11 protein-coding genes are annotated in these 11,958 nt (G+C 67.3%); 7 read left to right on the forward strand and 4 right to left on the reverse strand.

The window, feature by feature from the left end; all coding sequences use genetic code 11:
* Nucleotide 1 precedes the first annotated feature (1 nt).
* Nucleotides 2–832: an SDR family oxidoreductase gene (locus AB0M22_RS24705; RefSeq protein ID WP_364731140.1), complete on the reverse strand. Its 831-nt coding sequence runs from the start codon at nucleotides 830–832 to the stop codon at nucleotides 2–4.
* 31 nt (nucleotides 833–863) lie between these two features.
* Nucleotides 864–2,435 carry a succinic semialdehyde dehydrogenase gene (locus AB0M22_RS24710; protein WP_364731143.1) on the reverse strand — a complete coding sequence of 524 codons (1,572 nt, stop codon included), beginning with the start codon at nucleotides 2,433–2,435 and terminating at the stop codon, nucleotides 864–866.
* 169 nt (nucleotides 2,436–2,604) lie between these two features.
* Between AB0M22_RS24710 and AB0M22_RS24715 the strand changes: the two genes are divergently transcribed.
* Nucleotides 2,605–3,276 (forward strand): TetR/AcrR family transcriptional regulator, encoded by a 672-nt coding sequence (locus AB0M22_RS24715; protein ID WP_364731145.1) that lies wholly within the window; start codon nucleotides 2,605–2,607, stop codon nucleotides 3,274–3,276.
* Between the two features lie 69 nt (nucleotides 3,277–3,345).
* On the opposite strand, the gene AB0M22_RS24720 is transcribed toward AB0M22_RS24715, so the two are convergent.
* Nucleotides 3,346–4,113, reverse strand: a complete 768-nt coding sequence (locus AB0M22_RS24720; RefSeq protein ID WP_364731148.1) for a ferredoxin reductase — start codon at nucleotides 4,111–4,113, stop codon at nucleotides 3,346–3,348.
* Between the two features lie 155 nt (nucleotides 4,114–4,268).
* On the opposite strand from AB0M22_RS24720, the gene AB0M22_RS24725 reads away from it, so the two are divergent.
* Nucleotides 4,269–4,934: a TetR/AcrR family transcriptional regulator gene (locus AB0M22_RS24725; protein WP_364731150.1), complete on the forward strand. Its 666-nt coding sequence runs from the start codon at nucleotides 4,269–4,271 to the stop codon at nucleotides 4,932–4,934.
* Here the strand turns inward: AB0M22_RS24725 and AB0M22_RS24730 are convergent.
* Nucleotides 4,931–6,424, reverse strand: a complete 1,494-nt coding sequence (locus AB0M22_RS24730; protein ID WP_364731152.1) for an NAD(P)/FAD-dependent oxidoreductase — start codon at nucleotides 6,422–6,424, stop codon at nucleotides 4,931–4,933. The genes AB0M22_RS24725 and AB0M22_RS24730 overlap by 4 nt on opposite strands.
* Before the next feature lie 559 nt (nucleotides 6,425–6,983).
* Between AB0M22_RS24730 and AB0M22_RS24735 the strand changes: the two genes are divergently transcribed.
* From AB0M22_RS24735 to AB0M22_RS24755, 5 genes are read left to right on the forward strand one after another with little or no spacing between them, the layout of a single operon-like run.
* A complete protein-coding gene (locus AB0M22_RS24735; protein ID WP_364731156.1) occupies nucleotides 6,984–8,033 on the forward strand; it encodes a 3-oxoacyl-[acyl-carrier-protein] synthase III C-terminal domain-containing protein in 1,050 nt (349 codons plus the stop codon).
* Nucleotides 8,034–8,041: 8 nt separating this feature from the next.
* Entirely contained in the window at nucleotides 8,042–8,944 is a 903-nt protein-coding gene (locus AB0M22_RS24740; protein WP_364731159.1) for a hypothetical protein, read from the forward strand.
* Nucleotides 8,941–10,614 carry a fatty acid CoA ligase family protein gene (locus tag AB0M22_RS24745; protein WP_364731162.1) on the forward strand — a complete coding sequence of 558 codons (1,674 nt, stop codon included), beginning with the start codon at nucleotides 8,941–8,943 and terminating at the stop codon, nucleotides 10,612–10,614. Before AB0M22_RS24740 ends, AB0M22_RS24745 begins: the two co-directional genes overlap by 4 nt.
* Complete coding sequence (locus AB0M22_RS24750) at nucleotides 10,611–10,886, forward strand: hypothetical protein (protein ID WP_364731165.1); 276 nt, start codon at nucleotides 10,611–10,613, stop codon at nucleotides 10,884–10,886. The genes AB0M22_RS24745 and AB0M22_RS24750 overlap by 4 nt, the downstream gene beginning before the upstream one ends.
* Entirely contained in the window at nucleotides 10,883–11,929 is a 1,047-nt protein-coding gene (locus AB0M22_RS24755; protein ID WP_364731169.1) for an NAD-dependent epimerase/dehydratase family protein, read from the forward strand. The genes AB0M22_RS24750 and AB0M22_RS24755 overlap by 4 nt, the downstream gene beginning before the upstream one ends.
* The last annotated feature ends 29 nt before the right edge of the window (nucleotides 11,930–11,958 follow it).

The following is an 11,958-nucleotide window of genomic DNA, read 5'->3' on the forward strand; positions in this document are numbered from 1 at the left end:
CCTATTTCTTGCGACCGGTGAACTCGTCCATCGAGTGGTAGACGCCGACGGTATTGAGGAACAGGTCGCGCAACTTGATCGGCAGGATGCCGGACAACGCCTTGTTCAGCCGCGAGGTCCACGGCAGGATCACCAGGGGCGTGCCGTTCTTCATCGCACGCCAGGACGTGTCGACCACCTCGTCCTGTTCCAGGATCGGCGTGAACAGGAATCCCTTTGCGCCGTCGAACATTCCGGTGTTGATGTAGGTCGGGCAGACCGTCGTCACCCTGACGTGCTCGTGCCCCGCCTGCTCCAGCTCGATGCGCACCGAATCCGACCAGCCGAGCGCCGCCCACTTGGACGCCGCGTACACGCTCATCCGCGGATTCGACACCAGCCCGGCCGACGACGCGATGGTCAGCACCCGCGCCTCGGCCGAACCGGCCACCATCGCGGGCAGGAATTCGAGGGTGACGTACATCGGCGCGTGCGCGTTGATCGCCATCGTCTTCTCGATGTCGCCGCGATTCTCCGTGTCCCAGAAGTAGCTGTTGCCCCGGACGATGCCCGCGTTGTTGACCAGGATGTCGATGGCGCCGACCTCGGCACGGACCGACTCCGCCGCCTCGGCGATGGCGTCCGGCGCGGACACGTCGACCACGAAGTGGTGGATGGTGCCGCCGAGACCGGTCAGCTCGGCCGCGGTCTCCTTCAGCGCGAGTTCGTTGATGTCCCACAGCACCACCGCGGCCGCGCCCTCGCGCACCGCCCGCTCGGCGAACAGCTTGCCCAGGCCCATCGCGGCGCCCGTGACGAGCACCTTCTTACCCGCAACCGTGTCGAGTTTCATCCGTCCCTATCCCTGTCGATTCCGGTGAAAGTTACTTCTGCCGTAGCTTTTTCATGACCCCGAAGTAGAACGTCATGGTCTTGGCCCACAGCTCCTCGGACATGCCGGGCAGCGGCGCGATCGGCAGCATCCGCTGCACCGCGATGGTCTGGGTGTCGATGTATTTCAGCAGGCCCTCGGCGCCATGCCTGCGCCCGGTACCGGAGATGCCCAGCCCGCCGGACGGCGCGTCGGCGCTGCCCCAGGCCGCGATGAAACCCTCGTTGACGTTCACCGAACCGGCGTTGATCCGCGCCGCGACCTCGCGCCCGCGGCCGATGTCCTTGGTCCAGACGCTGGCGTTGAGGCCGTACGCGGTGTCGTTGGCCTGCTCGACCGCCTCGTCGTCGCTGCCGACCCGGTAGATCGACACGACCGGGCCGAAGGTCTCCTCGCGGTACACCGTCATGCCGGGCCGCACGCCGCTCAGCACCGTCGGCTCGTAGAAGTACGGACCGAGGTCGGGCCGGTGCTGCCCGCCGGCCAGCACCGTCGCGCCCTTGGCCACCGCGTCGTCGACATGCGAACGGACCGTGTCCAATTGGCGTGGGAAGGTCAGCGAGCCCATGTCGTTGTCGTAGTTCAGGCCGCCACCGAGCTCGATTCCCTTGACGTGCTCGATGAATTCGGCGACGAACTGGTCATACACCTTGTCGTGCACATAGATTCGCTCCATCGACTCACACAGCTGCCCCGCCGAGGCGAAGCAGGCGCGGATGGCGATCTTGGCGGCCCTGGATACATCGGCGTCGGCGAGCACCACCAGCGGGTTCTTGCCGCCGAGTTCGAGCGAGTAGCCGATGAGCCGCTCCCCGGCCTGCTGCGCGATGGTGCGGCCGGTCGCGCTGGAACCGGTGTAGTCGACGTAGTCCGCGCGGCCGATCACCTCGTGGCCGATCACCGAACCGCGGCCGAGCACCGCTTGCCACAACCCCTTCGGCAGGCCGGCGCGTTCGGCGGCGTCGATGGCCCAGAGCGCGGTGATCGCGGTCTGGTTGTCCGGGCGCGCGACCACGGCGTTGCCCGCGACCAGGGCGGGCAGCGCGTCGGAGGCGGCCAGCGCGAGCGGGTAGTTCCACGGCGAGATCACCGCGACCACGCCCTTCGGCCGGTGCCGCACGTCGACCTGGGTGAGCACCGGGAGCACGCCGCGCGGCTTGCGGGTGGCCAGCAGCTTCGCCGCGACCTGGGCGTAATACCTGGCATTGACCGCGACGTCGCCGACCTCGTCGAACGCGTGCGCACGCGACTTGCCGGTCTCGGTCTGCACGATGTCGAGGATGGTGTCCTGCTCGGCGAGCACGATGTCGTGGAAGCGGCGCAGCACCGCGGCGCGCTCGCGGATCGGGCGGCGGGCCCACTCCTGCTGCACCGTGCGGGCTGTCGCGAAGGCCCGGTCGATATCGGCGACCGAGGACTGCGGCAGGTTCGCGATCTTGCGCCCGGTGGCAGGCGCGAACACCTCGACCGCGGGCGCACCGCCCGCGACCGCCCGGGCGAGCAACGGCTCCACCAGCGACGATGGCAACGCGTCGGCGGCGGCGAGCTGGGAGGCGGTCGTCATTGTCTGCCCTCTCATGGGGACGGTCGGCGGCGTCGCAAGCGCGTCCACCTTTAACTGAACACTAGTGTTAGATTAATAGGCGTGCCACACCTCGTGTCAAGCTCTTCGTCATGGAACACAGACATGACCGGCGGTTCGCTGTGAGCCGGCACCATGTCCCCGCGGCGCGATGACCGAGGCGACCACGCGACGCGGCCGACCGCCGCAGACGCAGGAGCAGGCCGAGGAGGTCCGCGCCCGGATCGTGCTCGCCACCGCCGAGGTATTCACCCGCAACGGGTCCCGCGGGCTGAGCGTCGCGCAGATCATCGAGCAGGCCGGCCTGGCCCGCCCCACCTTCTATCGCTACTTCGGCAACGCGACCGAGCCGCTGCACGTGCTGCTCAACACCTCGAACGACGGCCTGGTCGACGGCATCGGACTGGCCCTGACCGGCACCGACGAACCCGTCGACCTCGGCATCCGCCTGATCGACGCCTACCTCGACTGGGCCGGCGGCCACGGCGCCATGCTGCGCCCGCTGTTCGCCGAGCTGCATGACCCAGGCTCGCCGGTCTCGGCGTATCGCGAACGCGCACTGGACGATATCCGCGCGCTGGTCCGCGACCGATTCACCGAACTCGGCCGCCCGGTCCCCAGTCCCCTGGATCTCGATGCCGCACTGCACGTTTGCGAATACGTCGTCTACCGCATCTCCGCGGGCACCGAACCCGGCAGCGAACCGGACCCGGAAACGGTTGCCGCGGGCCGACTTACGATGATCCGCGTGCTACTGACCACCCTCGGCACCCGCACCGATCTCGAATACGCGATGCAGTTGCCCGGGATCTTCCCGGTGTGATCGCAGCGGGTCAGCGAGGTGCTGACCCGCGAACTCGGCGAACGACGTTGGTCGCCGAGTCCACAGGTTCTAGGACACCGGCGCGAAGCGCTCGGTGTACAGCGCTGCCGTCGGGTCGTGCAGCGACAGCACCTGTCGCGCGGACTCGGCCAACGGCGATGGGGCGCAGACATATACGGTCGCACCGGTCGGTGTCTGCTCGAAGATCATCCGCGGGTTCGGCCTGCCGAATTCGTCGTCCGGACGGACCACCACGTCGCCGCCGATCAGCCGCGCCAGTTCGCACAGGAACGGCATCCGGGCTCGGCAACGGCCGAAATACATGAGCCGCCACGGTGTTCCGGCGCGTTCGGCGGCATAGACCAGCGACAGGATCGGCGCGATGCCGATGCCGCCGGCGACGAACAGGTACTGCTGCGCCTCGACGAACGGAAAGGTATTGCGCACTCCACGCACCGACAGCCGATCACCCACGCGCAGTCGCTCGTGGATCTCTTTCGATCCGCCGCCATCGGCAATGCGGCGCACGGCAATTCGGTATCGCCCGCGATCGGCAGGGTCACTGTTCAACGAATACTGCCGCCGCCGGCCCGACGGAAGAATCACGTCGAGGTGCGCACCGGGCGTCCAACCGGGTAGCAGCACGCCGTCCGGATCGGTCAAGCTCAGGCTGACAACCCCATCAGCCTCCGGCTCGATCCGATCGATGACGACCTGCCGCACCGAAAGCAACTGCGGCGCATCAGCTTCGACGAAGGCACGTTGGCAACTGTCGGCGGCCGAGGCCATCATCCGCAGCCCGAATCCCGCCCGATACCCTTCCTCGACGGCCGTCACGCGAGCGTGTGCGCCTGATCGGCATAGACCGTGGAGCCCATCTCGCATCCCTCATCTCTGATCGGCGAAGCCCAGCATCTTGGCAATCTATTGATGACATCAGACGCTGTCAACATCACCTGATGTCAATACCTGGCCTGTGAGAAGATGGCGCCATGGTCGCCGAAGACGACGGGTCCCGCCCCGGCATGCGCCGCTGGCGCGGACGGTCCCCCGCCGATCGGGTCGCCGGCCGCCGTGAACAGCTCATCGAGGCCTGCACCGAACTGATGGCCACCGTGGGCGCCGCCGAGACCTCGATGCGCGGCGTGTGCCGGCAGGCCGGGCTCACCGAACGCTATTTCTACGAGAGCTTCGCGAACCTGGACGCGCTGCTGACCACCGTGCTCGACGCCGTCGTCCTCGGCGCCCGCGATCGCCTACTCGACGCGCTGCCCACCGCGCCGATCGAACGCGACGCCATGTTCCGGCACCTCGTCGGCGTGTTCACCGACTACCTGGTCGACGATCGCCGCCGCGGCCGGATCATGTTCGTCGAATCGCAGGCCACCCCCGTACTGATGCCCCGCGCCAACGAACTCATCGGATTATTCACGGCGCCGATCGCTGTGACGATCGGCGCCGGCGACTACTCGAACGCGCCACCCGACGAACACGACAACACCCTCAACGCCAGCGCCATCTTCGGCGCCCTCGCCTACCTCTACCGGCCCTGGCTGGACGGCGAGATCCCGGTCCCCCGTGCCCGATTCGACGAACACGCCGCGACCGTACTGGAAAACATTGCCCGCGCCCGTTCCTCGGTCCGCACCGAGGCCTAGTCCCGCACCGCCACCGGCGCACCGCGCCCGGCCCGCTCGAAACTGATCGCGGCATCGGTGACCGACCCGTGCCGCAGCGTGACCAGGTCGCGCAGATAGTTCATCCGCAACCGCCACGGCGCGCGATCGCCCTGGATCGGAAACTCGCTCGCCGAGCGCAGCACATAGCCGGGATTGAAGTCGGCGAACAACGATTCGGCGCCGACCGACGGATCGCCCACCGGCGTGCACCGCACGTACCCGCGCCGGTCCATGTGCCGAAGCAGCCGAACCACGTACTCGGACACCAGATCCGCCTTCAGCGTCCACGAGGCGTTGGTGTAGCCGATGATGTAGGCGAAGTTCGGCACGTCGGAGAGCATCATCGCCTTGTAGGCCATGCGTTGCGACAGTTTCACCGGCTTGCCGTCCACCACCAGGTCCATGCCGCCGAACGCGAGCAGGTTCAATCCCGTTGCGGTGACGATGATGTCGGCGTCCAGCGTCGCGCCGGAGGCCAGGCGCAGGCCGGTCTCGGTGAACGTCTCGATCCGGTCGGTGACGATGTCCAGCCTGTCCTTGCGGATGGCTCGGAAGAAATCGTTGTTGGGGGTCAAGCAGAGTCGCTGATCCCACGGGTCGTAGCGCGGGGTGAAATGCGTGTCGATGTCGTAGCCCGGCGGCAGCCAGCGCTGCTGGAGGCCGCGGATGCGTTCGCGCATCCAGGCCGGATACCGTTGGCTCAGTTCGTACATCGTCGTGGTGAAGGCCACGTTCTTGGCCCGGACCACCGCGTAGGCGGCGCGCGGCGACAGGTAGCGGCGCACCTTCATCGCGATCTTGTCCCGGGCGGGCCGGGAAACGATATAGCTCGGGCTGCGCTGCAACATGGTCACCCGCGCGCCCTGCTCGGTCAGCGCGGGGCCGAGGGTGACCGCGGTCGCGCCGCTGCCGATCACCACCACCTTCTTGTTCGCGTAATCCAGGTCCGCGGGCCAGAACTGGGGATGCACCACCGGTCCGGTGAAGCGGTCGGCACCGGCGAACTCCGGCACATACGGCTCGTCGTAGCGGTAGTAGCCGGAGCAGGAGAACAGGAAACCGGCGGTGAGCGTGACGGTTTCGCCGGTGTCGGTGCGCTCGGCCGTCACGGTCCAGCGGTTGTCCGCCGAGGACCATTCGGCGCGCAGCACCCGGTGCTGGAACCGGATGTGGCGATCGATGCCGTTCTCCGCGGCCGTCTCCCGGACGTAGTCGAGGATGGTGTCGCCGTCGGCGATCGACTTCTCCCCCAGCCACGGCTTGAATCGGTAGCCGAGGGTGTACATGTCGGAGTCGGAGCGAATTCCGGGATAGCGGAACAGATCCCAGGTCCCGCCGAGCGCCGCGCGCCCCTCCAGGATCGCGTAGGTCCGGCGCGGGAACGCTCGCTGCAACTGATAGGCCGCGCCGATGCCGGACAGTCCGGCCCCGACAATGAGCACATCGATGTGCTCGGTAGCGGTTGTCATCGCTGTCTCCTCGGCTAGGCGGGGTGCGTGCCCAGCCTACGACCCAGACAGTTGCCACCGCGCAGCCGGATAAATCGTGGGATGTATCCGCCGTATCGCCGCCGCCCGCTTTGCGCGGATTCCGTTCGGCCACAACATAGTTAAGCGTTGCACGAGAAGGATGCTCCGAGCGAAACCGGACGGTATCCAATTGCCCGGCGCGCAGTGAACTCACTCACATCACGGTGGCGTGACACCCATTGTTCGCCCGCAGCCATTGCGATAGCTGAACATTCGCTAGTTCACTTTTCGGTCGCGATGCACAACGCCGCCCGACCTCCGCACACCAGACCCGAAAACCATTGGCGACCCGCAAAATTCGTGCCGTAGCGGCACTGTCACGCACCCATAGCCAGTCGGTCACCAGTTAGTGATACCTCACGGAACACTTACTCTCGCAGTGTCGCTCACCCCCACATCTGAGCCGTAGGCGTTCCTAGTTACCGTCGGGTAGTGTCCGTCGCACCGACGATCAGAGACGATCCGGAACCGTTTTCTTTCCACGATTTCAGGAGCGCGCGTGTCGCATTCTCGATTCGAATCCATCGGCGCCTATCTGCCTTCGAATATCGTCACCACCCAGGAGCTGCTCTCCCGGCTGAAGGAACCCCCGTCTTTCGATCTCGAAAAAATTACCGGGGTGAAGGAACGCCGGGTGCACGACACGAACCCGGACAGCTACGAGGACTCCTTCGCGATCGCCATGAAGGCCGCCGAGGACTGTCTGTCCAGGTCGCGGTACGACGCCGGCGAGCTCGACGTGATCATCTCCACCTCCATCACGCGGAGCAACCACGCCACCCGCATGTACATGGAGCCGTCCTTCGCCGGTTCGATAAGCCGTCTTATTGGGGCAAAGAACGCCATTACGTTCGACGTGTCGAACGCCTGCGCCGGAATGCTCACCGGCACTTACATCCTGGACCGGATGATCCGCTCGGGTGCGGTGCGCAACGGCATGGTGGTCAGCGGTGAGGCCATTACTCCGATCGCCGACACCGCGGTGGCCGAGATTTCGGAGAAATACGATCTGCAGTTCGCGTCGCTGTCGGTGGGCGACTCGGGCGCCGCGGTCGTGCTCGACGAGGCCGTCGACGACAACGACAAGATCCACTACATCGAGATGATGACCGCGGCGGAGTACTCGCAACTGTGTCTTGGCATGCCCAGCGACAAGAGCCAGGGTGTTGCGCTGTACACCGATAACCGCAAAATGCACAACGAAGACCGCTTCCTGCTCGGCACCAACAGTCAGATCAACTACCTCCAGGCGCAGGGCCGCACCTTCGCCGATGAGCAGTTCGACTACGTGATCCACCACCAGTTCGGCGCGGCCGCCATTCCGTGGATGAACGCCATCTGCGAGCGCGAGTTCGGCACCCCGATGCCGCCGGATCTGCGGGTCATCGAGAAGTACGGAAACACCTCCACCACTTCGCATTTCATCGTCCTGCACGATCAGCTCAGCGACCAGAACATCCCGGCGGGCTCGAAGCTGCTGATGATTCCGGCCGCCTCCGGCATCGTGACCGGCTTCCTGTCCACCACCATCTCGTCGCTGAAGGTCTGAGGTCAGTTATGGGCGTGCGCATCAAATCCGTCGGCATCAGCCGGGAAACGCAAAGCAGTGTGGAGAACAGCGGCCGGGCCGCCAAGCAGAGCCTGGAGCGGGCCGGGGTCCGGCCCGACCAGGTCGGCGTGTTGATCAACGCGGGTGTCTTCCGGGACCAGAACACCGTCGAGCCGGCCGTGTCCGCGCTGATCCAGAAGGCGGCGGGCATCGGCCTGGAGTACGCGAAGGACGACCCGCGGACCTTCTCCTTCGACCTGATGAACGGCGCGACCGGCGTGCTCAACGCCGTGCAGGTCGCCACCTCGCTGCTGGAGACCGGCAGCGCCGAGCACGTGCTCATCGTCGCCGGCGACGGTCACCCGTCGATGGCCCGCACCGCCGCCGCGGACGACTTCCCGTATGCCACTTCGGGAGCCGCGCTGCTGCTGGAGTACACCGAGGAGCCGGACGGCTTCGGCAAGGTGCACACGGTCAACGGCGCGGGCACCCCGGTGGTCGAGGCGTACGTCGACCTGTCCACCATGGGCAGCGTGGGGCGCGGTCTGATGACCGTCGATCGCGAGCCGGACTTCGAAGATCGGCTGCTGAATGTGGCGACCGAGGCCGCCAAGGCCGCGCTCGCCGAGCACGCCGACCTGACCGGCACGGCGCTCATCGCGTCGACGCCGACCGTCGAGTTCCCGAAGCGGCTCGCCGATGTGCTTGGCATCGACCAGGATTCGGTGCGCACGCCGGACCTGACCGACGGCGACCCGCACACCGCGTCGCTGCCGCAGGCCTACGACCGGGCCGTCATCGCGGACACCCTGAAGGATTTCACCCACGTGCTGTTCGTCGCGGCGGGCGCGGGCCCGTCGGCGGCGGCGGTGCTGTACCGGCTGCCCGCGTTCGCCGGGGCGGCTGCGTGACCTCGGCAACCTATTGGGCGGCCATCGACCGGTTCCGTGCGTTCGCGCGCACGGAACCGGATCGAGAGGCGGTCATCTTCCCCGACGCAACGACGTCGGGCGAGCTCCCGTCCTACCGGCACGTCACCTACCGCGAGCTGGACGACTGGTCCGAGGCGATCGCCGAGCGGCTCACCGCGGCCGGGGTCGGCTCGGGTACCCGCACCATCGTGCTGGTGCTGCCCAGTCCGGAGCTGTACGCGATCCTGTTCGGGCTGTTGAAGATCGGCGCCGTGCCCGTGGTGATCGACCCGGGCATGGGGCTGCGCAAGATGGTGCACTGCCTGCGCGCCGTCGAGGCGGAGGCGTTCATCGGGATTCCGCCCGCGCATGCCGTGCGGGTGTTGTTCCGGCGCAGCTTCCGCAAGGTGCGCACCACGGTGACCGTGGGCAAGCGCTGGTTCTGGCGCGGTGAGCGGCTCGCGGCGTGGGGCCGGACACCGTCCGGCACCGCGCCTGAGCGGGTGCCCGCGCCCGCGGAAGACGTGCTCGTCATCGGATTCACCACGGGCAGTACCGGACCCGCGAAGGCGGTCGAGCTGACCCACGGCAATCTGGCGTCGATGATCGACCAGGTGCACACCGCGCGCGGCGAGGTGGCGCCGGAGACCTCGCTGATCACGTTGCCGCTGGTCGGAATTCTCGATCTGCTGCTCGGATCCCGTTGTGTGCTACCGCCGTTGATCCCGAGCAAGGTCGGTTCCACCGATCCGGCGCATGTCGCGCACGCGATCGAGAAGTTCGGCGTGCGGACGATGTTCGCCTCGCCGGCCCTGTTGATTCCGCTGCTGCGGCATCTCGAACAGCAGCCGATCGAGCTGAAGACGTTGAGCAGCATCTACTCCGGTGGCGCGCCGGTGCCGGACTGGTGCATCGCCGGGCTGCGCGAGGTGCTGGCCGAGGACGTGCAGATCTTCGCCGGATACGGGTCGACCGAGGCGTTGCCGATGTCGCTCATCGAATCCCGGGAACTGTTCGGCGGCCTGGTCGAGCGCACGCACCAGGGCGAGGGCACCTGCATCGGCCGACCGGCCGACAAGATCGAGGCACGCATCATCGCGATCACCGATGACGCCATCCCGAGCTGGGCACGGGTCGACGAACTGGCCGGCGAACTCGAAAACTCGCGCGGCATCGGCGAACTCGTGGTCGCGGGACCGAATGTCAGCACGCACTACTACTGGCCGGAAGCAGCCAACCGGCAGGGCAAGATCGTCGACGGCGACCGGATCTGGCATCGCACCGGCGATCTCGCCTGGATCGACGACGAGGGCCGAATCTGGTTCTGCGGGCGCAAGAGTCAGCGGGTCGACACCGCCGGCGGACCGATGTTCACGGTCCAGGTCGAGCAGATCTTCAATACCGTGCCCGGCGTTGCCCGTACGGCATTGGTCGGCGTCGGTGCCCGCGGTGCGCAGCGACCCGTGCTGTGTTTCGAACTGAAGCCCGAGGCCGACGGCGCAGCGGTCGGGGCCGCGCTGCGGGCTCGCGGGCAAGAGTTCGAACTCACCCGCGCGGTCGCCGACTTCCTGAGCCATCCCGGGTTCCCGGTCGATATCCGGCACAACGCCAAGATCGGCCGCGAGCAGCTGTCGCAGTGGGCGGCCGAGCAGATCGGAAAGCACGGATGAGCGGGAAAACGACGGCGCTGCGGGCGATTCCGGTGCTCGGCTGGCTGTATCTGGCCGGCGGCGTCCTGGCGATCGCGACGGATCGGGTGCCGCAGAACCGGGTGCTGCGCGCCGCGTGGTGGATCGACGCGTTCCTCAGCGTCGTCGTGCACGCGGCGCAGATCCGGCCCGCGCTGCGGGCGGCGGAGGGTTCGGGGCGCTCCCCCGTCGAGACCGCCGTACTGACGCAGATCTTCGGAATGACCTGGTGGCGAACGCAGGAGACGCGATGACGAAGGTATTGGTTACTGGCGCCTCCGGGTTCCTCGGCGGCGCGCTGGTGCGCAGGCTGGTCCGCGACGGCGAGCACGACGTGTCGATCCTGGTGCGGCGCACCAGCAAGCTGGCCGACCTCGGCGCGGACGCCGATCGGGTGCAGCTGGTCTACGGCGATCTGACCGACCCGGCCTCGCTGGTCGCCGCGACCAACGGCGTCGACATCGTGTTCCACAGCGCCGCGCGGGTGGACGAACGCGGAACCCGGGACCAGTTCTGGGCGGAGAACGTTCGGGCCACCGAACGGCTCCTGGATGCCGCCCGCCGCGGCGGCGCGTCCCGGTTCGTCTTCATCTCCAGCCCGAGTGCGCTGATGGACTACGACGGCGGCGATCAGCTCGACGTCGACGAGTCGATCCCCTATCCACGGCGCTACCTGAACCTCTACTCGGAGACCAAGGCCGCGGCCGAACGCGCCGTATTGGCCGCGAACACCGAAGGATTCACCACCTGCGCGCTGCGCCCGCGGGCGATCTGGGGCGCGGGCGACCGGTCCGGTCCGATCGTGCGCCTGCTCGGCAAGACCGCCGCCGGCACGCTGCCGGACATCTCGTTCGGTCGCACCGTCTACGCGTCGCTGTGCCACGTCGACAACATCGTCGAAGCGTGCGTCAAGGCGGCGGCCTCGGATGCGGTGGGCGGCAAGGCGTATTTCGTCGCCGATGCCGAGCAGACCAATGTCTGGGAGTTCCTCGGTTCCGTCGCCACCGACCTCGGTTATCAACCGCCGAGCCGGAAACCGAACCCCAAGGTGATCAACGCCGTAGTAAACGTCATCGAAACCATCTGGCGCATACCGGCGGTAGCGACCCGCTGGTCGCCACCGCTGTCCCGCTACGCCGTCGCCCTGATGACGCGCAGCGCGACCTACGACACCACCGCCGCCGCCCGCGATTTCGGCTACACCCCGGTCGTGGACCGGGACACCGGCCTGGCCACCTTCCTCGCGTGGCTCGAAACCCAGGGCGGCGCCGAAGAACTCACCCGACATCTGCGCTGAGCACTCCCCCAGTCGTCACCGGAGGCAAT

Origin of the sequence: Nocardia sp. NPDC051756, from assembly GCF_040681495.1 — a bacterium.
GTDB lineage: Bacteria > Actinomycetota > Actinomycetes > Mycobacteriales > Mycobacteriaceae > Nocardia.